Source organism: Pseudalkalibacillus sp. R45 (genome assembly GCF_052246725.1).
Classification (GTDB): Bacteria; Bacillota; Bacilli; order Bacillales; family Fictibacillaceae; genus Pseudalkalibacillus.
In genome coordinates this window covers 327,850-348,298 of record NZ_JBQQCL010000003.1, presented here as the reverse complement: position 1 = coordinate 348,298, position 20,449 = coordinate 327,850, and the positions used below count along the sequence as shown (strand labels likewise).

Annotated in this window: 22 protein-coding genes, 2 rRNA genes, 1 pseudogene and 1 riboswitch; of the genes and pseudogenes, 23 read left to right on the top strand and 2 right to left on the bottom strand. The window is 45.3% G+C overall.

The window, feature by feature from the left end:
- From ACTWQL_RS09300 to ACTWQL_RS09265, 8 genes and pseudogenes are all read left to right on the top strand, one after another.
- Positions 1 to 173: ribosomal RNA gene (locus tag ACTWQL_RS09300) — 23S ribosomal RNA — on the top strand; the annotation flags it as partial.
- A gap of 270 nt (positions 174 to 443) precedes the next feature.
- Positions 444 to 559, top strand: a 5S ribosomal RNA gene (gene rrf, locus ACTWQL_RS09295).
- A 175-nt stretch (positions 560 to 734) separates the two neighbouring features.
- Complete coding sequence (locus tag ACTWQL_RS09290; protein WP_443142165.1) at positions 735 to 1,172, top strand: hypothetical protein; 438 nt, start codon at positions 735 to 737, stop codon at positions 1,170 to 1,172.
- A gap of 34 nt (positions 1,173 to 1,206) precedes the next feature.
- Entirely contained in the window at positions 1,207 to 1,806 is a 600-nt protein-coding gene (locus ACTWQL_RS09285) for a GNAT family N-acetyltransferase (RefSeq protein WP_443142164.1), read from the top strand.
- Positions 1,807 to 1,868: 62 nt separating this feature from the next.
- Positions 1,869 to 2,425 (top strand): annotated as a pseudogene (locus ACTWQL_RS09280) (ATP-binding protein).
- 238 nt (positions 2,426 to 2,663) lie between these two features.
- A complete protein-coding gene (locus tag ACTWQL_RS09275) occupies positions 2,664 to 3,053 on the top strand; it encodes a group-specific protein (RefSeq protein WP_443142163.1) in 390 nt (129 codons plus the stop codon).
- Between the two features lie 209 nt (positions 3,054 to 3,262).
- Positions 3,263 to 3,718, top strand: coding sequence for a GNAT family N-acetyltransferase (locus ACTWQL_RS09270; RefSeq protein ID WP_443142162.1), 456 nt, complete (start codon positions 3,263 to 3,265; stop codon positions 3,716 to 3,718).
- Between the two features lie 37 nt (positions 3,719 to 3,755).
- The gene (locus ACTWQL_RS09265) at positions 3,756 to 4,199 is read left to right on the top strand and encodes a pyridoxamine 5'-phosphate oxidase family protein (protein ID WP_443142161.1); all 444 of its coding nucleotides are present in this window, start codon (positions 3,756 to 3,758) and stop codon (positions 4,197 to 4,199) included.
- A gap of 65 nt (positions 4,200 to 4,264) precedes the next feature.
- Here the strand turns inward: ACTWQL_RS09265 and ACTWQL_RS09260 are convergent, their stop codons facing one another.
- The gene (locus ACTWQL_RS09260) at positions 4,265 to 4,570 is read right to left on the bottom strand and encodes a DUF3243 domain-containing protein (protein WP_443142160.1); all 306 of its coding nucleotides are present in this window, start codon (positions 4,568 to 4,570) and stop codon (positions 4,265 to 4,267) included.
- Positions 4,571 to 4,717: 147 nt separating this feature from the next.
- On the opposite strand from ACTWQL_RS09260, the gene ACTWQL_RS09255 reads away from it, so the two are divergent.
- The 15 genes from ACTWQL_RS09255 to purD all read left to right on the top strand — a co-directional run bounded on the left by ACTWQL_RS09255 (position 4,718) and on the right by purD (position 20,330).
- Positions 4,718 to 5,758: a DUF3231 family protein gene (locus ACTWQL_RS09255; protein WP_443142159.1), complete on the top strand. Its 1,041-nt coding sequence runs from the start codon at positions 4,718 to 4,720 to the stop codon at positions 5,756 to 5,758.
- A 257-nt stretch (positions 5,759 to 6,015) separates the two neighbouring features.
- Positions 6,016 to 6,543, top strand: coding sequence for a DUF2179 domain-containing protein (locus tag ACTWQL_RS09250; RefSeq protein ID WP_443142158.1), 528 nt, complete (start codon positions 6,016 to 6,018; stop codon positions 6,541 to 6,543).
- A gap of 6 nt (positions 6,544 to 6,549) precedes the next feature.
- Entirely contained in the window at positions 6,550 to 6,753 is a 204-nt protein-coding gene (locus ACTWQL_RS09245) for an NETI motif-containing protein (protein ID WP_443142157.1), read from the top strand.
- 75 nt (positions 6,754 to 6,828) lie between these two features.
- Positions 6,829 to 6,930, top strand: a riboswitch (purine riboswitch).
- A 175-nt stretch (positions 6,931 to 7,105) separates the two neighbouring features.
- Entirely contained in the window at positions 7,106 to 7,594 is a 489-nt protein-coding gene (gene purE, locus ACTWQL_RS09240) for a 5-(carboxyamino)imidazole ribonucleotide mutase (RefSeq protein WP_443142156.1), read from the top strand.
- Positions 7,591 to 8,751, top strand: a complete 1,161-nt coding sequence (purK, locus tag ACTWQL_RS09235; protein WP_443142155.1) for a 5-(carboxyamino)imidazole ribonucleotide synthase — start codon at positions 7,591 to 7,593, stop codon at positions 8,749 to 8,751. The genes purE and purK overlap by 4 nt, the downstream gene beginning before the upstream one ends.
- Positions 8,748 to 10,043 carry an adenylosuccinate lyase gene (gene purB / locus ACTWQL_RS09230; RefSeq protein ID WP_443142154.1) on the top strand — a complete coding sequence of 432 codons (1,296 nt, stop codon included), beginning with the start codon at positions 8,748 to 8,750 and terminating at the stop codon, positions 10,041 to 10,043. Before purK ends, purB begins: the two co-directional genes overlap by 4 nt.
- 77 nt (positions 10,044 to 10,120) lie before the next feature.
- Positions 10,121 to 10,834, top strand: a complete 714-nt coding sequence (gene purC, locus ACTWQL_RS09225; protein WP_443142153.1) for a phosphoribosylaminoimidazolesuccinocarboxamide synthase — start codon at positions 10,121 to 10,123, stop codon at positions 10,832 to 10,834.
- A gap of 249 nt (positions 10,835 to 11,083) precedes the next feature.
- Positions 11,084 to 11,338, top strand: a complete 255-nt coding sequence (gene purS / locus ACTWQL_RS09220; RefSeq protein ID WP_443142152.1) for a phosphoribosylformylglycinamidine synthase subunit PurS — start codon at positions 11,084 to 11,086, stop codon at positions 11,336 to 11,338.
- Positions 11,335 to 12,018 carry a phosphoribosylformylglycinamidine synthase subunit PurQ gene (gene purQ / locus ACTWQL_RS09215; RefSeq protein ID WP_443142151.1) on the top strand — a complete coding sequence of 228 codons (684 nt, stop codon included), beginning with the start codon at positions 11,335 to 11,337 and terminating at the stop codon, positions 12,016 to 12,018. The genes purS and purQ overlap by 4 nt, the downstream gene beginning before the upstream one ends.
- Positions 12,002 to 14,227 carry a phosphoribosylformylglycinamidine synthase subunit PurL gene (gene purL, locus ACTWQL_RS09210; protein WP_443142150.1) on the top strand — a complete coding sequence of 742 codons (2,226 nt, stop codon included), beginning with the start codon at positions 12,002 to 12,004 and terminating at the stop codon, positions 14,225 to 14,227. Before purQ ends, purL begins: the two co-directional genes overlap by 17 nt.
- The gene (gene purF, locus ACTWQL_RS09205) at positions 14,203 to 15,627 is read left to right on the top strand and encodes an amidophosphoribosyltransferase (RefSeq protein ID WP_443142149.1); all 1,425 of its coding nucleotides are present in this window, start codon (positions 14,203 to 14,205) and stop codon (positions 15,625 to 15,627) included. Before purL ends, purF begins: the two co-directional genes overlap by 25 nt.
- 250 nt (positions 15,628 to 15,877) lie before the next feature.
- A complete protein-coding gene (gene purM, locus ACTWQL_RS09200; RefSeq protein WP_443142148.1) occupies positions 15,878 to 16,921 on the top strand; it encodes a phosphoribosylformylglycinamidine cyclo-ligase in 1,044 nt (347 codons plus the stop codon).
- Positions 16,918 to 17,508, top strand: a complete 591-nt coding sequence (gene purN, locus ACTWQL_RS09195) for a phosphoribosylglycinamide formyltransferase (RefSeq protein WP_443142147.1) — start codon at positions 16,918 to 16,920, stop codon at positions 17,506 to 17,508. Before purM ends, purN begins: the two co-directional genes overlap by 4 nt.
- The gene (purH, locus tag ACTWQL_RS09190; RefSeq protein ID WP_443142146.1) at positions 17,508 to 19,043 is read left to right on the top strand and encodes a bifunctional phosphoribosylaminoimidazolecarboxamide formyltransferase/IMP cyclohydrolase; all 1,536 of its coding nucleotides are present in this window, start codon (positions 17,508 to 17,510) and stop codon (positions 19,041 to 19,043) included. Before purN ends, purH begins: the two co-directional genes overlap by 1 nt.
- A gap of 15 nt (positions 19,044 to 19,058) precedes the next feature.
- A complete protein-coding gene (gene purD, locus ACTWQL_RS09185; protein ID WP_443142145.1) occupies positions 19,059 to 20,330 on the top strand; it encodes a phosphoribosylamine--glycine ligase in 1,272 nt (423 codons plus the stop codon).
- Here the strand turns inward: purD and ACTWQL_RS09180 are convergent.
- Entirely contained in the window at positions 20,308 to 20,427 is a 120-nt protein-coding gene (locus tag ACTWQL_RS09180; protein WP_443142144.1) for an EYxxD motif small membrane protein, read from the bottom strand. The two genes, purD and ACTWQL_RS09180, sit on opposite strands and share 23 nt — an antisense overlap.
- Between the last annotated feature and the right edge of the window lie 22 nt (positions 20,428 to 20,449).

Genomic DNA, 20,449 nt, shown 5'->3' with positions numbered 1-20,449 from the left:
TGTGGACGGGATAAGTGCTGAAAGCATCTAAGCATGAAGCCCCCCTCAAGATGAGATTTCCCATCGCGTCAAGCGAGTAAGATCCCTCAGAGATGATGAGGTTGATAGGTCTGGTGTGGAAGCGTGGCGACACGTGGAGCTGACAGATACTAATCGATCGAGGACTTAACCACAAAAGAAAAGCAAAGACGACTGTCCTGAAACGACAGGCACTGGAGTCATGACGAGGAGGCTGTTGCCGCCACAGGAATGACGAAGTGATTCAGAGTTTCAAGGAGTCGCAGCTGGACATCATTACATCGAAGACGTTTTCAAGAAACACATTATCTAGTTTTGAGGGAATAGTTTCCTTCAAAAGAGTCTGCGCCTGCGTTTTAATAGCAACGCTCTGTCGTATGCTTCCTCGGCGCAAGCTAACAAAGATGAATATTTAAGTAGTACAGCTTGGTGATAATGGCGAAGAGGCCACACCCGTTCCCATGCCGAACACGGAAGTTAAGCTCTTCAGCGCCAATGGTAATTGGGGGCTTCCCCCTGTGAGAGTAGGACATCGCCAGGCTGTAAAAAGGTGAAACGTACATTTATCTGTCGTTTCATCTTTTTTTATTGTTTTAAAAAGTTGAAACCATATTATGTATGCTAAGATTAAAGTACCAAAAATTCCCTAATGATGGTTTGGATGTATCCAAGAAGGTCTTGAAGAATGTATAGTTTTTTTGGGGTAGGAGGATGTCATGAGGTATAAAGCAAAGACACAGAGGGTATTTTTAGTATTTATGCTTGGTATAGCGATCCTATCTATATCAGTCTCAAATCTTGATTTATTTTTTTACTGTCAAATGACTTTCATTGTTTTTCTGTTAATAGCGTTAACGATAAATTATGAAATTGAAGTTAGAAAAGAGCGCATCTCTTATACGATACAACTTGCGAAGATCCAAATTTTCAAGAAAAGTATATTTGCTGACCAAGTAACTCAAATCAAATTTCAACGTTTTGGATGGAGTAAAAAAGGTACGATTCTAAAAGTTAGAAATTGGTTTGATATACGTATTGTGGGGTTAGAACCTGAATATATCTTTAAGGAATTAAATAGATTTGCTGAGGAAAATGGTACGTCAGTTAGTAAGTCTAAGGATTATCTTATTTTAGATAGAAAAATAGTTTCGTAGGCAGAACTATGAGTTTATTTAAGAAGGTGACCAAATGATCAACTATTCAGGAACGCCAAAATTAGAAACGGACCGATTAATCCTTAGAAGGATGGAACTCATAGATGTTCAGAGTGTTTTTGACCATTGGCTTTCAGACGAACGGGTAACTGACAATCGAGTCAAAGCAGCACACAAAACAATTTCAGAAACACTTGAGAGAGTGGCTAAGATTGTTAGTGAATATGTTAGTAATGAATTTTGTTACTGGGCTATTGAGCTGAAAGCTAGCGGTGAATTAATTGGTGAAATCGATTTATATGATTTTGACAAGACCACTGATAACTGTGAAGTAAGTTATTCTTTAGGATACAATTGGTGGAATCAGGGATATGGAACTGAAGCATTACGAGCGGTTGTCGAATTTAGCTTTAGACATATGAACATTCACAAAATATCCGCAGCACATAACATCGACAATCCAGCTTCTGGGAGGATTATGAGTAAAGTCGGGATGGAGCAAGAAGGTATAATCAGACACATGATTCGCAATTCCAAGAATCAATACAAGGACTGTGCTGTTTATGGGATTCTCCAAGAAGATTATCTTAAAAACACCAACAAGGCGAAATCATATATCCTTCAAATACATTGAAAAATTAATTTGTAACTACATGAGAGCACAAATGAAAAAGTTACAAGAGGACAGGTGTTTTGATGAAAAGGCTAGTAATTATTACAGTCGGTAAGATGCTAAAGCGTTAGAACAACAGTTGGACAACTCACTTGTGATTGATCAGGACAATCATGCGGAATTCATCAATACCCATTATAAAACCCTACTACCAAAAGATGGACCCAATACAATCAAATATGCCATTACTCAGACGATTATTGATTATGCTGTTAATCAGACTAACTTTCATCTCATTCTTTGCAACTCAAATCGTGCTCGTAATACTCGGTTAGCTCTGCTCGAACATTTTCATGATAAAGGATTTATCAGCCACCTCGTTAATTTTGATATTCCAGATCATGTTCTTCAAGCCCGAATTGCAAAAAGCCAGCGCAGTACAACGATATTCAGAAGTGCATCTACTTTTAAGGAAGTGCTTATTCGTCAACAGGCTGAGTCTTATAAGGAAGAAATAAAAATGCCAAAAGAGGGAGAAGCCGATCATTTATTTACCATCAAAAGTTCTGATGAAATGCATTTTGTTATTCGAAGAATTATTGATGTTGCTAATAATCTAAAAGGATCTTCTTCTCGTTGATGTTGCTGTATAAGCGAGTAAGGACTATAAGGAGCGGAAATCGTGAAAGATCTAAAGAGAGAATATCCAATACTTAAAGAGGACGAATATCATCGGAAAATAAAAAAGAAAAATAGGGGTCTGTTCATTGATACAATCAATGGTATTTTAAATTTTATACTTAAGTTGATTTTTAGATAGTTGAGGTGGTATTTGGTTTTCAAGAAATACATAAGCAGTTATAGGAAAGGAAGTACGAATGAAATTTTATATTGCATCAAGTTTTAAAAATATTGATAAAGTGCGTTACGTAAGTGAACAGTTAATCACCAAAGGATACATACAGACATTTGATTGGACAAAGCATGAAAAAGCTTCGACATTTGAAGAACTGAAACAAATTGGTGAAAAAGAAAAAGATGCTGTGATCGAATCTGATTTTATCGTGGTCATTTTACCAGCTGGGAAAGGGAGCCATATTGAATTAGGTATTGCCCTCGGACTTAACAAAAAAGTTATCCTTTTCTCTCCAAATAACGAAGTGTATGATTTTTCTGCCACCAGTACCTTTTATCATTTATCAGGCGTTATTCATTTTACTGGGACCATAGATGAGCTAGTGGCTTTTTTACATTTAAAGAAAGAATAAAATACTTTCTTCAATATAAGTACAACTAAGGCTCAGCCTTCGCCTAAGACTTGGCTTTGCCAAGTTTTCTTTAACGAAAAAGAAAAAAGTATGATTAATTAAAAGAAGCATTGCTTAAAAAGGAGTAATGCTTTTTCCTATTAAACGCTTTGTACAGAAGTGTATGATTAAAATGGAATTAAAATAATGAAGGCTTGGGGAGATGTTTTATGAAAATCAAAATAGATGATTTAACTGGAGCTGAAGTGTCTGAATTGGTGAACGGACATCTTCAGGGTATGACACTGCATTCTCCGCCAGAAAGCATTCATGCACTGAATCTTGAAGCATTGCAGCAACCAGAGGTTACATTCTGGAGCGTTTGGGAGGAAGATGTATTAGTTGGTTGCGGGGCTTTAAAAGAACTTGATGATAAACATGGCGAAGTCAAATCAATGCGAACTTCTTCATCACATCTAAGAAAGGGTGTTGCCAAACAACTCCTTGAACACATTATTGGAGAAGCCCAGCGACGGGGTTATCAGCGGTTGAGTTTGGAAACAGGTTCAATGGATGCTTTTGAACCAGCTAGAAAGCTATATAAGCGATTCGGTTTCGAATTTTGTAAGCCATTTTCGGATTATTTGGAGGACGCTAACAGTGTTTTTATGACCAAGGAACTTTGAGTTTACTTATTCTAAAATCATGAAAGGAAGTTTTGGAATGAAGATCATCGAAGGAAACAGATCCTTTAATTTAGATGAATTTCTTAAGAAACCTTTATTTGCTCATCTTTCTACTTTGTCACCGGAAGGACCTAGGGAATCACCTGTATGGTTCTATTGGGAAGATGAAAGAATTTATATTATCGGAACACCGTCTTCAGACAGCTTTCCAGGACGAATAGAAGAGAATCCAGAGTGTGCAATTGGAATAGTGGATCTCGACCATGTAACAGGTAAAGTATTGCACGCAGGGTTTCGTGGACGTGCGACGGTAGAGCCTTTTGATAAACGGATTGCAACACGCTTGCTAGAGCGTTATCTGGGACCTGAAGAAGAAAAATGGGATCCCAGGTTTCAGGGGTTGGGAAACAGTAATATTTTAATTAAATTTGTCCCTGAAACTGTGGTTGTACGAGACCAATCCTTCATCCCGAGTATATAAGGTTGCTCAGTTACATAAGAAGGAAGCCCAGGTGAGTAGTAATAACCTGGGTTCCATGGAGTTCCTTAATTTGTTTGATCTGCAAGTTTAACTAACACATGGGCCATATGTTGACGTTCTTCTTCATTAGCCACGTTCCATAGTTCATTCAGCACTTTTTCTTCACGATTTCGAGGCTCTTCGTGTTTCGCTAAGTAATCTGCGACGCGCTTTGCTCCTTTAGTCAATCCTTCTTCTCCAAGGCCAAGCTTTTCACCCCTGTGAACTTGATCTCCTAGATAATTTTTGAACGTTTCGAAGTTTTGCATGATGTCATCTTTTTTATCTTCGCTCATTTGAGCTGCTGCTTGTTTTGGATCTTTTTCAAACATATTGAAAGCCCTCCTTAAATGGTAGTACATACCTTTACCTTAAAAGAGAACTGTATAAACATCCTTAAAAGCAGCTTAGCCCCCTTCTTGGTATAGGTTCGGTATTTAAGTTCAAACTAAGGGAAAATAGTTTTGGAGGATTTCATAGTGGGAATTTTTAAACCCTTTCACGGACATGAAAAGCTGACCTCAGCTGAAATCGGTAAACTGTGGGTAACATATACAGGCAATACGATGGGGAAATGTGTACTTACTCATTTTATAAAGAATGTTGAGGATGAGGACATCAAGAAAGTTGTGGAGAAAGCGATCGATTTAAGTGAAGAATTCATTCAAAAGATAGAAGACATTTTTATTCCAGAGAATTTTCCGATTCCCGTTGGCTTTACGGAGAAAGATGTTAATCCAGATGCCCCAAGGTTATTTTCAGATCAGTTTTATCTTCATTATTTGAGGTATGTGTGTAAAGCTGGGCTTAGCATCTATTCGATTGCCATCCCTTTGATGTCGAGAAAGGATATAAGGGAATTTTTTACAGATTGTTCAACAAAAACAGCAAATCTTATAAGGGAAGTCAATGAAATACTGATAGCTAAAGGGTCTCTGGCAAAACCGGTTCCGATTCCCATACCTGAAGAAGTGGATTTTGTGGAGAAACACGATTATCTGAATGGCGTCATAGGGAATGTAAGGCCTCTACATGCATTAGAAATTACACACCTTTTCGATAATATCGATAATAATGTGACCAGTAAAGCATTATTGATTGGGTTTAGTCAGGTAGCAAATAGGAGACAGATTCGGCAATATTTATTAAGAGGGAAAAAGATCACCAACAAACATATCGTAGCCAATTCACAAAAGCTGAATAAAGATAATTTGCCTGCTCCGCCCCTGTTGGATCATCTCGTAACGACTTCTACTGTACCGACTTTTTCAGATAAACTTATGCTCGCCCACAAAATCGACATGTTTTCGATGAAAATACGATCTTGTGGCAATGCGATGTCCCTGAACGGAAGACGGGACTTAGGTGGAATGTATGCGAAGATGTTAACGGATATCTCCTTATATGTGGAGGACGGCGCTCAAATCATGATTAATCATGGATGGATGGAAAAGCCCCCTCAAGCGGTCGATCGTGATAAACTTAAAAATGCTGACCAACAATCCAAATCCTCGAAGTAATGAAAGGGCTTGTCTTCCAAGCCTTTTTATTATTTAAAGAAAAGTATAAAAATACTTTCTTCAATATAAGGGCAACTAAGGCTCAGCCTGCGCTAAAGCTTGGTAAAGCCCAAGTTTTCTTTATATGCAATCATGAAACTCCCAAAAGATTCCATGTATTTTTGAAATGGTTTAGCCACTTTCTCTTTTTTTCTACAATAATTTCATGCTATCCTTAGAGTTACAAAAATTGAAAGTTTGTGCTTGGAGGTTTCGCCGTGCTTGAAAATGGTTTGGTGCTTATTGCGATCATCTTGATCATCAATATCGTTTATGTGACGTTCTTTACTTTACGCATGATTTTGACGCTTAAAAATCAACGTTATCTGGCTGCAACAGTAAGTGTTTTTGAAGTCATCATTTATGTCATCGGTCTTGGCATTGTCCTTGAAAACTTGAACGAAATCGAGAACTTGATTGCGTATGCGGTCGGGTATGGAATCGGCGTTATTGTCGGGATGAAAATTGAGGATAAGCTGGCGTTAGGGTATATTACCGTTAACGTGATTACGAAGGAATTCGATTCAAACATTCCGAATGCACTTCGGGATAAAGGCTATGGGGTTACGAACTGGCTGGCGGATGGCCGGGAAGGTCCTCGTCTGATGATGGAAATTCTGACCTCGCGTAAATCAGAACATAATCTTTATAACAGTGTGAAGGACCTTGATCCGAAAGCGTTCATCATTTCGCATGAGCCTAAAGCATTCTATGGAGGGTTCTGGGTCAAGTCGATTCGGAGGTAAAGTCAAATGGATAAAAAGAAGCCGAAAAAGAAGAAGTTCGAAGTATTGGAAAACGAGAGCATAACAAGCTGTCTCGATCGGATGAAGGAAGAAGGCTACATGCCTGTCCGCCGGATGGAGGAGCCTGTTTTTCAGGAAAGTTCCCAGAATGGTAAAAAAGAAGTGGAAGTTTTGCGTCAAAGAGTGATTTTTGAAGGAAAATTACAGTAAAACCCGAACATTAAATATGAATATGAAACTATCGTTCGATTTTTCGTTGACATAGCTGTTTTTCCATTGTTACAATATAACTGGAATTAAGACTCTCATATAATCTTGGGAATAAGGCCCATAAGTTTCTACCCGGTGACCGTAAATCATTGGACTATGAGGGAAAGCGATAGGTATGCTCACGAAATGATAGATGACCGTGCGATGCCCAGGATTTTTTATGCTTTCTCATCATTAAAGAGAAACTTTCAGAATCCTTGGGCATTTTTTACGTTTTTAAAGAGTAATTCACTCCCTTTCAGCGGGAAGGATTTTATAACGACAATCAATTAAGGAAGGTTTGGTGATATGGATGAATCCAAAAATCGGCGTCATCATGGGAAGCACATCCGATTGGGAAACGATGAAACATACATGTGACATTTTAGATGAGTTGGAAATCCCTTATGAAAAGCAAGTGGTCTCAGCACACCGGACACCAGACCTTATGTTCCAATATGCAGAAGATGCAAGAGCACGTGGATTAAACGTCATCGTGGCAGGAGCTGGCGGAGCAGCGCACCTTCCTGGAATGGTCGCAGCAAAAACAACGTTGCCTGTCATCGGGGTGCCGGTCCAATCGAAAGCACTCAATGGCTTGGATTCGCTTTTATCGATTGTCCAGATGCCCGGCGGTGTCCCGGTTGCGACGGTGGCGATCGGAAAAGCAGGTGCGACCAACGCAGGACTTTTAGCAGCACAGATCATCGGTACGACTGATGAAGAGGTTGCGGCACGCTTACAAGCACGTCAGGAAAAGGTCCGTGAAAAAGTACTGGAAAGCAGTGGTGATTTGAAATGAGTCAACCAATCGTCCCTCCAAAAACGATCGGAATCCTTGGCGGGGGTCAGCTCGGCCGTATGATGGCGATCGCTGCAAAAGAGATGGGCTTCAAGGTAGCAACGGTCGATCCGACTGAAGGTTCTCCGTGCGGTTTGATCGCAGACATTGAAATCGTTGGAGATTACGCGAGTGAAGAGGCGCGAAACAAGCTTGCGGAAGTGAGCGACGTCATCACGTATGAATTTGAAAATGTCGATCTTACTACAGCCAGATGGCTTGAGGAGCATCATCATCTTCCACAGGGAAGCAATCTTTTGAAAGTTACACAGGATCGGGCAGAGGAAAAAGCGACGCTAGAAAAAATCGGTGTCCAGGTTGCCCCTTATGAACTGGTTAACCAGAAATCCGAGTTGGAAACGGCACTTGAGAACGTCGATTACCCGGCCATTTTAAAAACGACCCGGGGCGGATATGACGGAAAAGGGCAAGTTGTGCTCGACTCACCTGCCGACTTGAAAAAGGCGATAGAGCTTTTAGATGGTGGCATACCTTGCGTTCTTGAAAAGAAAATCAATTTTATAAAAGAGATCTCAGTGATCGTTTCACGAAATACAGCAGGAGATACCGAGACGTTCCCGGTTGCGGAAAACATTCATAAAGACAATATTTTATATCAGTCAATCGTGCCGGCACGGATTTCCGATGACAATATAGCAGAAGCAGAATCATTAGCAAGAAAGATTGCGGATGGACTTGATCTCGTCGGAACCCTTGCTGTCGAAATGTTCTTGACAGAAGACCATGGCATCTACATCAACGAACTTGCTCCAAGACCGCATAACTCTGGTCATTACACGATCGAGGGATGCATGGTATCCCAGTTTCAGCAGCATATCCGCGCAATTTGCGGCTGGAAGCTCGGCAAGCCGAATTTGGTAAAACCGAGCGTAATGGTGAACCTACTAGGGGAAGACGCGGCGAAAATTTTGGACATCGCACCGCTCTTTGATGATGTGCACCTTCATCTTTATGAGAAAAAGGAAATCAAGGATAAGCGGAAGATGGGGCATTTCACGATTATTGATGAAACATTGAATGAAGCAGTCGATAAAGCAGAAACAATAATGGAAAACTTGCAAAAACCACCAAAACATAAGCTGGAGGAAGTCAAATGATAGAACGTTATACAAGACCAGAAATGGGATCGATTTGGACAGAGGAAAACAAATTCAAAGCATGGCTTGAGGTTGAAATCCTTGCTTGTGAAGCATGGGCAGAGCTTGGTGATATTCCGAAAGAGGATGTCGTAAAGCTTCGCGAAAATGCATCCTTCGATGTGAACCGGATCCACGAAATCGAGGAACAGACACGCCATGATGTTGTTGCTTTTACAAGGGCAGTTTCAGAAACACTAGGTGAAGAACGCAAATGGGTCCATTATGGTCTGACTTCAACTGACGTCGTCGACACAGCACTCTCTTACATGATCAAACAAGCGAATGAAATCCTTTTACGAGATGTTGACAAGTTCATCGAGGTTTTAAAAGAGAAAGCGAAAGAACACAAATATACAGTAATGATGGGAAGAACGCACGGTGTTCACGCGGAACCGACGACCTTTGGCCTGAAGCTCGCACTCTGGTACGAAGAAATGAAGCGTAACAAGGAGCGTTTAGAGCAGGCGGTCGAAGGGATCCGTTTCGGAAAGCTCTCCGGTGCGGTCGGAACGTATGCGAACATCCCGCCGTTTGTTGAAGAGTATGTGTGTGAAAAACTTGGCTTGAACCTTGCGCCGGTTTCGACCCAAACATTGCAGCGTGACCGTCATGCACACTACATTTCAACACTGGCTCTGGTGGCGACTTCGGTTGAAAAATTCGCGACAGAGATCCGCGGATTGCAAAAGAGTGAAACGCGTGAAGTTGAGGAGTTTTTTGCAAAAGGGCAGAAAGGTTCATCAGCGATGCCGCATAAACGGAATCCGGTCGGATCTGAGAACATGACGGGTCTCGCACGCGTGATCCGAGGCCATATGGTGACAGCGATGGAGAATGTATCCCTCTGGCATGAGCGTGATATCTCGCACTCATCCGCTGAGCGGGTGATCATTCCAGACAGCACGAGCCTGTTGAATTACATGCTGAACCGCTTCTCGAACATCGTGAAAAACTTGACGGTGTTCCCTGAAAACATGAAGCGCAATATGACTCGGACATACGGTTTGATCTACTCGCAGCGTGTCTTGCTCTCTTTGATCGATAAAGGCATGAGCCGAGAAGAGGCATATGATCTTGTTCAGCCGAAAGCGATGGAGGCCTGGGAGAGAGGCATCCAGTTCCGCGAGCTGATCGAAGCGGAACAACGTGTTACGGAAATGCTTACACCTGATGAAATTGAGGATTGCTTCGACTATAACTACCATGTCCGTGAAGTGGACAATATCTTCAAACGTGTCGGGTTGGAATAATACTTCGATCCAGTAAGTTGTGATGATGTCGAGATTATACCACTACACGGTTTTTGATATTAAGAGGAGGAACCGAGATGGAAAAACAGGCTTTGCTGTATGAGGGGAAAGCGAAACGGATTTATCAGACGGACGATCCTGAACTCGTCTGGATCGAGTACAAAGATGAAGCCACGGCATTCAACGGCGAAAAGAAGACAACGATCACCGGAAAAGGAAAGCTGAACAATGAAATTTCCTCGCTTTTGTTCGAAATGCTGCATGAAGCGGGCATTGAATCGCATTTTGTGAAGAAGCTTTCCGAGACCGAACAGCTCGTGAAAAATGTCCAGATCATTCCGCTCGAAGTCGTCGTCCGGAATGTAGCAGCAGGTTCGCTTGCTAACCGCCTTGGAATGGAAGAGGGCGAACTTCTGCCGGAAACGATTGTCGAATTCTATTATAAGAACGATGACCTTGGCGATCCTCTGCTGACGCGCGATCACATTCGCGTGCTCGGTCTGGTCGAAGAGACGGAGCTTTCCCTGCTTCGCCAAAAAGGTCTTGCGGTCAATGAGGTTCTTGTCCCGTATTTTAAAAAGCTCAACATCGATCTTGTCGATTTCAAGCTGGAGTTCGGGATTGGATCTGACGGAGTAGTACTGCTTGCCGATGAAATTTCACCGGACACATGCCGGCTTTGGGATTCTGACACGAAGGAAAAACTCGATAAAGACGTGTTCCGCCGCGATCTCGGAAGTTTGACGGAGACATACGCGAAGCTGTTGGAACGATTGACTGTCGCGCGCTAAAGGACGTTTTGTAGTTCGAGAGGCATTTTTGTCGTTATTTTCTCGTTTTTGTAGTTTTTTTCTCATTTTTGTAGTTAAATCCGTATTTTTTGAAAAAAGACCTGAATTTTTGTAGTTCAAAAGTGATTTTTTCTTTCAGGCGTACGTGAGAGTTCACCAAGGCAGAAATTTTTCAATAATGAAGCTTTTTTCACGAAAAAAGCAACAGATTTTCATCAAATCTAAAGAAAACTCGGGGAGGCCGATTTCATGTATAACGTAAAAGTGTTTGTGACTTTGAAGGAGAGCGTTTTAGATCCACAGGGAGCTGCTGTGAAGGATTCACTTCACCGGCTTTCCTATCAATCCGTAGAGGATGTCCGGATCGGGAAGTACATTGAATTGACGCTGAAAAAAGAAGACGGGGACATGGACGCTCAAATCCGTGAAATCTGTGAAAAGCTGCTCGCGAACACAGTAATCGAAGACTTTACGTATGAAATCGAGGAGGTCGTCCCTCAATGAGATTCGCAGTCGTCGTTTTTCCAGGTTCCAACTGTGATGTCGATATGTATCACGCGGTCAAGGATGAGCTTGGCGAAGAAGTCGAATACGTCTGGCATGATGATGAGGAGCTGAGTTCGTTTGACGGAATCCTCATCCCAGGCGGATTCTCGTATGGAGATTACTTACGTGGCGGAGCTATTGCTCGTTTTTCGAACGTCATGAACTCGATCCATGAGGCGAACAAAGCTGGTAAACCGATTCTCGGTGTCTGCAACGGCTTCCAGATCCTGCTCGAAGCGGGGCTGCTCCCAGGCGCGATGCAGCGGAATGAGAAACTGAAATTCATCTGCCGTCAGGTCGAGCTTACCATCGAGAATAACGCAACAGTTTTTACAAGTCTCTATGAAAAAGATGAAAAGATTACGATTCCTGTCGCACATGGTGAAGGAAACTATTATTGCGATAAGGCAACGTATGAAAGATTAGTAGAAAACATGCAGATCGCATTCCGGTATGGCACGAATATCAACGGTTCAAGGCATGATATCGCAGGGATCACCAATGAAAAAGGGAACGTCCTCGGAATGATGCCGCACCCTGAGCGGGCAGTCGACCAACTGCTCGGCAGCAAAGACGGGCTGAAATTATTTCAATCAATCGTGAAAGCTTGGAGGGAAGCACATGTCTTATCCACATGAACCTACTGCACAAATGATCAAGGAACAGAAGCTCTATCAAGAGATGGGCTTGAACGATGAAGAGTTCGCGATGGTTGAATCGATCCTCGGAAGATCGCCGAACTACACCGAAACCGGGCTATTTTCGGTCATGTGGTCCGAGCATTGCAGCTACAAGAATTCAAAGCCTGTTTTGCGTAAGTTCCCGACAAACGGAAAGCGTGTCCTTCAAGGACCAGGTGAAGGCGCTGGAATCGTCGATATCGGGGACGATCAAGCGGTTGTTTTCAAAATTGAAAGCCATAACCACCCGTCTGCGATCGAGCCGTATCAAGGGGCTGCAACTGGAGTCGGCGGAATCATCCGTGACGTCTTTTCGATGGGTGCGCGTCCAGTAGCACTTCTTAACTCGCTCCGTTTCGGGGAGTTGAGCTCAGGCCGTGTGAAGTATTTGTTCGAAGAAGTTGTCGCAGGGATTGCAGGTTACGGAAACTGTATCGGAATTCCGACGGTCGGCGGTGAAGTCCAGTTCGACGCATCGTATGAAGGAAATCCGCTTGTGAACGCAATGTGTGTCGGTGTCATCGACCATAAGGATATCCAGAAAGGCCAGGCGAATGGAATCGGCAACTCAGTCATGTATGTCGGTGCCCGCACGGGTCGTGACGGGATCCATGGTGCGACGTTCGCATCTGAAGAATTGACCGATGCATCTGACGAAAAGCGTCCGGCAGTCCAGGTCGGCGATCCATTCATGGAGAAGCTTTTACTTGAAGCGTGCTTAGAACTTGTCCAATGTGATGCGCTTGTCGGAATCCAGGACATGGGAGCGGCGGGACTTACGTCGTCATCCAGTGAAATGGCGAGTAAATCAGGTGTCGGGATCGAAATGGATTTAGATCTCGTACCACAGCGTGAAACGAATATGACATCCTATGAGATGATGCTTTCCGAATCTCAAGAACGTATGTTGATCGTCGTGAAAAAAGGTCGCGAAGACGAAATCGTCAAGATTTTTGACAAGTGGGGCCTTGAAGCGGTGACGATCGGAAAAGTCATCGAGGAAAAAGAGCTTCGCCTCCTCCACAAAGGTGAAATCGTCGGAAACGTACCGGTCGACGCGCTAGCTGAGGAAGCACCGGTTTATCACAAGCCGAGTGCAGTTCCAGCGTATTATGAAGCGTTCCAAAAACAAGAAGCCTATGTACCGAACGTAGCTGATTATAAAGAAACATTGTTGAAGATGTTGGCTCAGCCGACGATTGCGAGCAAGTCCTGGGTGTTCGATCAGTATGATCATATGGTCCGCACGAGCACGGTCGTTTCACCAGGTTCAGATGCGGCTGTGGTCCGGATTCGCGGCACACGAAAAGCGCTGGCGATGACAACGGATTGTAACTCTCGCTATCTTTATCTCGATCCAGAGGTTGGTGGAAAAATCGCGGTTGCGGAAGCAGCGCGGAATATTGTCTGCTCAGGCGGTGAGCCGCTTGCGATCACTGACTGTCTGAACTTCGGAAATCCTGAAAAACCTGAAATCTTCTGGCAGCTCGAAAAAGCGGTCGATGGTATGAGTGAAGCGTGCCGTGCCCTTTCAACACCGGTCATCAGCGGGAATGTGTCGTTGTACAATGAAACGAACGGAGTGGCCGTTTATCCGACGCCGGTTGTCGGTATGGTCGGGCTTGTCCATGATCTTGATCATGTGACGACGCAATCATTTAAAGAGGCGGGCGACGTCATCTACATGATCGGGGAGACGAAGCCTGAGTTTTCCGGAAGTGAACTTCAGAAGGTGTTGGAAGGGAAGATCTTCGGAAAAGCTCCAGCGCTTGATATTGAAAAAGAAGCAAGCTATCAATCTCAGCTTTTAAAAGCGATCCAGGAAGGTGTCGTCCAATCTGCCCATGACGTAGCAGAAGGCGGCGTCGCGGTTGCAATTGCTGAGAGCATGATGGAAGGCAAGCTTGGGGCTTCGATCACGTTGACTGGAGAGGAAGTCGCGGCGTTATTCAGTGAGTCGCAATCTCGTTTCCTCGTATCGGTCGAACCGGAAAACGTCGAGAAGTTTGAAAAATTAGTAGATGCAACGGAAATTGGTGTTGTGCTTGATCGCCCGGCATTACGCATCGAATCAGAAAGTGGAAGTGAACTCATTTCAGCAACAAAAGAGGAGATTGAGACAGCTTGGAAAGGAGCTATTCCATGTTTGCTGACATCAAAGGTCTAAACGAAGAGTGCGGTGTGTTCGCCATCTGGGGTCACCAGGAGGCGGCTCAACTCACATATTACGGCTTGCACAGCCTCCAGCATCGTGGTCAGGAAGGCGCAGGGATCGCGGTGACAGACGGTGAAGTTGTAAAATTCCATAAAAACAGCGGGCTCGTAACGGAAGTGTTCAACCGTGGAGAGCTTTCTTCGCTGACCGGTAAAGCTTCGATCGGGCATGTGCGTTATTCGACGGCCGGCGGTTCGGAGTTTGCGAATGTCCAGCCGCTTGTCTTCCAATCCCAACGTGGCACTCTTGCGCTTGCCCATAACGGGAATCTTGTGAACGCGAACATGCTCAAGCAGCAGTTGGAAGCTCAGGGAAGTATTTTTCAAACAACTTCCGATACGGAGGTACTCGCGCATCTTATCAAGCGAAGCGGCCTTTTCAACTTACGTGATCAGGTGAAAAATGCCTTGTCTATGATCAAAGGGGCTTATGCGTTCGTGATCATGACAGAAGAAGGAATCATGGCGGCCCAGGATCCAAACGGCTTGCGTCCTCTTTCGTTAGGTAAAATCGGCGATGCTTACGTCGTCGCCTCGGAAACGTGTGCGTTTGATGTGATCGGAGCGGAGTATATCCGTGACGTCCGTCCGGGAGAGCTGTTGGTCATTAATGACGACGGTGTGGAGAGTGACACGTTCACTTCATCGACGAACCGCGCGATCTGTAGCATGGAGTACATTTATTTTTCCCGTCCAGACAGCCATATCGACGAAATCAACATCCATACCGCTCGTAAAAATCTCGGGAAGCGTTTGGCAGCTGAAGCTTTTGTTGAAGCGGACGTGGTCACAGGTGTTCCGGATTCAAGTATCTCAGCAGCAATCGGGTACGCCGAAGCAGCGGGGATTCCGTATGAGCTCGGGTTGATCAAGAACCGCTATGTCGGGCGTACGTTCATCCAGCCTTCCCAGGAGTTAAGGGAGCAGGGTGTGAAAATGAAGCTTTCGCCGGTGCGCGGAATTGTTGAAGGAAAGCGTGTTGTCATGGTCGATGACTCGATCGTTCGCGGTACGACAAGCCGTCGGATCGTGCAGATGCTTCGGGATGCTGGTGCGAAAGAAGTCCACGTGCGAATCAGTTCGCCGCCGATCGCACACCCATGCTATTACGGGATTGACATTTCGTCTAAAGAAGAGTTGATTGCCTCGAATTATTCGGTCGAAGAAATCCGAGAAATCATCGGTGCCGATACGCTTGAATACTTGAGCATCGATGGCATGATGGATGCGATCGGGCGCAACTCGAACGAGCAGAACTGCGGGCAATGCCTCGGCTGTTTTACAGGTAAATACCCGACAGAAATCTACCCAGACACCGTCCTGCCGCACGAAAAAGAACTCGTTTATAAATAATTTATCGTTAATGGACACAGGAGACCTTATTTGGCCAAAACAACAGGGTTTTACAAAGCTAACGGACACCAGAGACCTTATTTGATTAAATCCGATGAAAAAAAGCGGTACTTTACCCAAATAAGGGCGCTCATGTCCGTTAAGTTGTTCGATCGCTGCTTTTTGTCACAAATAACGGCGCTCATGTCCGTTAATCTTCAAATCGTTCAATAAGATCCGAATCTGATCAAAGGTCCAAGGAGGAAAAAGTATGGCACAAGCATATAAGCAAGCTGGAGTCGATGTTGAGGCAGGATACGAAGCTGTCAAACGCATGAAGAAGCATGTCAAAGACACGATGCGGCCGGAAGTTCTCGGCGGAATCGGTGCTTTTGGAGGCATGTTCGATCTATCCAAACTCAACGTCAAGGAACCTGTCCTCATTTCGGGGACGGACGGAGTCGGGACGAAGCTGATGCTCGCGTTCCAAATGGATAAGCACGATACGATCGGCATCGATGCTGTCGCGATGTGCGTCAATGACATCGTTGCACAGGGCGCGGAGCCGCTGTACTTTCTAGATTACATTGCTTGTGGAAAGCTTGAGCCTGAGAAAGTCGAACAGATCGTCAAAGGGATCTCCGAAGGCTGTAAGCAGGCTGGAGCCGCTCTGATCGGCGGAGAAACAGCTGAAATGCCTGGTATGTATGACCCTGAGGAGTATGATCTTGCCGGTTTTACAGTTGGTGTCGCAGAAAAATCGGAGCTCATCACCACTGAAAAAGTAAGCAAAGGCGACGCGCTGATTGGGATTGCGTCAAGCGGCATCCATAGCAACGGCTATTCGCTCGTCCGAAAAGTATTGCTTAAGCAGGCTGGTTACACACTTGATCAAACGTTTGATCAACTCGGAAAAACGCTTGGCGAAGAGCTTTTGACGCCGACGAAAATCTACGTGAAGCCTGTGCTTGAAGTTTTGAACAACTATGAAGTTTCAGGAATCGCCCACATAACAGGCGGTGGTTTCATCGAAAATGTGCCACGTATGCTGCCTGAAGAGCTTAGCGCGGAGGTAGATCTCGGTTCATGGCCTGTTCCTGAGATTTTTTCATTGCTTCAGAAGGAAGGCGGTTTGTCCTCAGACGACATGCTTGGAACCTTCAATATGGGAATCGGCATGGTGCTCGCGGTGAAACATGAGGACGCGGTCCAGGTGATTCGAACACTTGAGTCACAAGGCGAGTCAGCCTTTTTGATCGGCCGGGTAAAAGAAGGAACAGAAGGCATAACGTTTGGTGGAGGAGAATTGAAATGAAAGGCATCGCAGTATTTGCATCCGGTTCAGGCTCCAACTTTCAGGCGATTGTCGATGCTTGTGAATCAGGCAAACTCGATGCGAAGGTGAACCTGCTCGTCTGTGACCGTCCAGGTGCGAAAGCCATTGAACGTGCGGAGAAACATGGGATCCCGACGTTCGTTTTTAAAGCAAAAGAGTACCCGGATAAGGAAGCGTTCGAGACAGAGATTATAAAAAGTTTGAAGGAAGCGAAGATCGAGTTCATCGCATTGGCAGGCTATATGCGGCTGATCGGGCCGACGCTGCTTTCACAATTCGAGGGGAAGATGGTCAATATCCACCCTTCTTTATTGCCTGCTTTTCCAGGTAAAGACGCCATCGGACAAGTGATCGAGGCAGGCGTTTCGGAGACTGGTGTCACCGTCCACTACGTCGACAACGGAATGGACACGGGCCCCATCATAGAACAAGCCTCAGTTCCGGTTGACGCCAGTGATACAGCAGAAATTTTACAACAGAAAATCCATGAGATCGAACATGAATTATATCCGAGAGTCATCCAACACATCCTACACACATCCACGGAGAAAGGGGAGTTCGCATAATGCGCGCACTAGTGAGTGTTTCGAATAAAGAAGGGCTGATCCCGTTTGTCGAAGGTCTGATCGAACAGGGGATTGAAATCGTATCGACAGGCGGCACGAAACGGGCGATTGAAGAGGCTGGACTCAAGGTAACCGGGATTTCAGAGGTGACAGGTTTTCCTGAAATTCTTGACGGCCGTGTAAAAACGCTGCATCCGAACATTCATGGCGGTTTGCTTGCGGTTCGGGAAAATGCCGATCACCAGGCGCAAATCAATGAACATAACATCACACCAATCGATTTCGTCGTCGTCAATCTTTATCCGTTCAAAGAGACGATCTCGCGTGCGGATGTGACGTTCGAGGACGCGATTGAGAACATCGATATCGGCGGACCGAGCATGCTCCGTTCAGCTGCGAAAAACCACGCTTCCGTTACAGTCGCGGTTGATCCAGCTGACTACGGAACGATTTTAGAAGAGTTGAAGGCGAATGGTGCGGTGGCTGATGAAACGAAGCGTCGACTTGCCGCAAAGGTGTTCCGCCATACAGCCGCGTATGATGCACTGATTGCCCAGTACTTGACTGACATGACAGAAGAGGAGCACCCGGAATCCTACACGGTGACGTACACGAAAAAACAAGAACTGCGTTACGGAGAGAACCCGCATCAGAAGGCGGCCTTTTATGAGGTACCGATCGGAGACCCTTCAACGATTGCAAAAGCGAAGCAGCTCCACGGGAAGGAGCTTTCCTTCAACAACATCAATGATGCAGATGCGGCTCTGCAGATCATCCAGGAATTCGATGAGCCGGCAGTCGTAGCGATCAAACATACGAATCCTTGTGGTGTCGGTGTCGGAAAGACGTTGGCGGAAGCGTATCAGCTCGCGTATGAAGCGGACCCTGTTTCAATCTTTGGCGGAATCGTAGCGACGAACCAGGAAGTCGATGCAGAAACGGCTCAAAGGCTGAAGGAGATTTTCCTTGAGATCATCATCGCACCATCGTTCTCTGAAGAAGCGTTAGCAGTTTTGACGGAAAAGAAAAACCTGCGTCTTTTACAAGTTGAACCGAAAACGATTGCGACGCAAGTACAAAAACGGATCCAAACAGTGTCAGGTGGCGCATTGGTGCAACAGGAAGATCACTATGGGTTTGACAATGCTGACTTGAAAGTGGCGACTAAACGGGAGCCGACAGAAGCAGAGTGGGCGGATCTGAAGCTTGGCTGGCAAATCGTCAAGCATGTGAAGTCGAATGCGATCGTTCTTGCGAAAGGGAACCAGACGATCGGAGTAGGAGCAGGTCAGATGAACCGTGTTGGAGCGGCGAAAATCGCGCTCGAGCAGCAAGCGGGAGATAAGGTTACGGGCTCATCCCTGGCGTCAGATGCATTCTTTCCGATGAGCGATACGGTCGAGGCTGCAGCAAAAGCTGGTGTAACTGCGATCATCCAGCCAGGCGGTTCGATCCGTGACCAGGAATCGATTGATAAAGCGGATGAATACGGCATTACGATGGTCCTTACAGGTGTACGGCATTTCAAACATTAATCGAGGGGTGATTAGATGAACGTTCTGATCGTTGGAAAAGGTGGAAGAGAGCATGCGATTGCGTGGAAAATGGCACAGTCAGAGCGTGTGACGCAGGTATTTGTCGCACCTGGTAACGTCGGGATGGCTGATGTTGCGGAGTGTGTCGATCTTGCTGAATCGGATCAAGACGGATTGGTCCAGTTTGCAAAGGAAAAAGGCGTTGATTTGACTGTTGTCGGACCCGAACAGCCCTTGCTTGATGGACTTGTTGATCGTTTTGAAGCGGAAGGTCTGGCGGTTTTTGGACCGGCACGCACAGCTGCTCTGATCGAAGGAAGCAAGACGTATGCGAACGAATTGATGGAGAAATATGCAATTCCAACGGCTTTCTCAACTTCTTTCACTGATTATGAGGAAGCGAAGGCGTACTTAGCCGAAAAAGGGGCGCCGATCGTGATAAAAGCGGATGGTCTTGCGTCTGGGAAGGGTGTTGTCGTCGCGATGACGATGGCGGAAGCGGAAGAAGCGCTCCACAGCATGATGGTTGAAACGAAATTCGGTGAGGCGAGCAGAAAAGTCGTCATTGAGGAATTTTTAGAGGGTGAAGAATTCTCGTTAATGGCATTCGTGAAAGGGACGAAGGTACTGCCAATGGTTATTTCGCAGGATCACAAACGGGCATTTGACGGGGATCTCGGACCGAATACGGGCGGAATGGGCGCGTACTCTCCTGTACCGCACATTTCCGATAAAGTGGTTGAAGTTGCGATTGAAGAAATCCTCCAGCCAATGGCTGACGCGCTAGTAAAAGAGGGTGCGTCGTTTACGGGAATCTTGTATGCGGGACTGATGCTGACGGACCGCGGACCGAAAGTAATCGAATTCAATGCACGATTCGGTGATCCGGAAACACAGGTCGTACTTCCGCGCCTCGAAAGTGATCTGTTCGAAGTTATGACAGGCTTGTTGAATGGAGAGGATGTCGAGCTTGAGTGGTCTGCTGATGAATATGTCGGAGTCGTGTTGGCATCCGGCGGCTATCCGGGATCCTATGAAAAAGGTGTCGCGATCGATGGGCTGGAGACTGTTTCTGCGGATACTCTCACGTTTTTTGCAGGTGTAAAAGGGGACAGTGGACAGCTGGCGACAGACGGCGGACGGATTCTGCTGCTTGCTGCTAAATCTGAGAATCTGGCACGTGCGCAAACCGCCGTTTATCGCGAAATGGCGAAGGTGGAGTGTGTTGAAAGCTTTTACCGAAAGGACATCGGCTCAAAAGCGATCAAGGCTGTCTCCTCCTCCTGAAGATGAAAAACGTCAAAGCGATGATGCTTCCGACGATCATCGCAAGCACAAACATCATATCTGTCATGTATTCCATCAGTACATCAATATACTTCATGTAAAATCACCTCTTTTTATAA

What these genes read in the sequence shown, in the direction of transcription:
- ACTWQL_RS09290 (WP_443142165.1), top strand. Translation starts at nt 735, where the DNA reads ATGAGGTATAAAGCAAAGACACAGAGGGTATTTTTAGTATTTATGCTT.
- ACTWQL_RS09285 (WP_443142164.1), top strand. Translation starts at nt 1,207, where the DNA reads ATGATCAACTATTCAGGAACGCCAAAATTAGAAACGGACCGATTAATC.
- ACTWQL_RS09275 (WP_443142163.1), top strand. Translation starts at nt 2,664, where the DNA reads ATGAAATTTTATATTGCATCAAGTTTTAAAAATATTGATAAAGTGCGT.
- ACTWQL_RS09270 (WP_443142162.1), top strand. Translation starts at nt 3,263, where the DNA reads ATGAAAATCAAAATAGATGATTTAACTGGAGCTGAAGTGTCTGAATTG.
- ACTWQL_RS09265 (WP_443142161.1), top strand. Translation starts at nt 3,756, where the DNA reads ATGAAGATCATCGAAGGAAACAGATCCTTTAATTTAGATGAATTTCTT.
- ACTWQL_RS09260 (WP_443142160.1), bottom strand. Translation starts at nt 4,570, where the DNA reads ATGTTTGAAAAAGATCCAAAACAAGCAGCAGCTCAAATGAGCGAAGAT.
- ACTWQL_RS09245 (WP_443142157.1), top strand. Translation starts at nt 6,550, where the DNA reads ATGGATAAAAAGAAGCCGAAAAAGAAGAAGTTCGAAGTATTGGAAAAC.
- purE (WP_443142156.1), top strand. Translation starts at nt 7,106, where the DNA reads ATGAATCCAAAAATCGGCGTCATCATGGGAAGCACATCCGATTGGGAA.
- purK (WP_443142155.1), top strand. Translation starts at nt 7,591, where the DNA reads ATGAGTCAACCAATCGTCCCTCCAAAAACGATCGGAATCCTTGGCGGG.
- purB (WP_443142154.1), top strand. Translation starts at nt 8,748, where the DNA reads ATGATAGAACGTTATACAAGACCAGAAATGGGATCGATTTGGACAGAG.
- purC (WP_443142153.1), top strand. Translation starts at nt 10,121, where the DNA reads ATGGAAAAACAGGCTTTGCTGTATGAGGGGAAAGCGAAACGGATTTAT.
- purS (WP_443142152.1), top strand. Translation starts at nt 11,084, where the DNA reads ATGTATAACGTAAAAGTGTTTGTGACTTTGAAGGAGAGCGTTTTAGAT.
- purQ (WP_443142151.1), top strand. Translation starts at nt 11,335, where the DNA reads ATGAGATTCGCAGTCGTCGTTTTTCCAGGTTCCAACTGTGATGTCGAT.
- purL (WP_443142150.1), top strand. Translation starts at nt 12,002, where the DNA reads ATGTCTTATCCACATGAACCTACTGCACAAATGATCAAGGAACAGAAG.
- purF (WP_443142149.1), top strand. Translation starts at nt 14,203, where the DNA reads ATGTTTGCTGACATCAAAGGTCTAAACGAAGAGTGCGGTGTGTTCGCC.
- purM (WP_443142148.1), top strand. Translation starts at nt 15,878, where the DNA reads ATGGCACAAGCATATAAGCAAGCTGGAGTCGATGTTGAGGCAGGATAC.
- purN (WP_443142147.1), top strand. Translation starts at nt 16,918, where the DNA reads ATGAAAGGCATCGCAGTATTTGCATCCGGTTCAGGCTCCAACTTTCAG.
- purH (WP_443142146.1), top strand. Translation starts at nt 17,508, where the DNA reads ATGCGCGCACTAGTGAGTGTTTCGAATAAAGAAGGGCTGATCCCGTTT.
- purD (WP_443142145.1), top strand. Translation starts at nt 19,059, where the DNA reads ATGAACGTTCTGATCGTTGGAAAAGGTGGAAGAGAGCATGCGATTGCG.
- ACTWQL_RS09180 (WP_443142144.1), bottom strand. Translation starts at nt 20,427, where the DNA reads ATGAAGTATATTGATGTACTGATGGAATACATGACAGATATGATGTTT.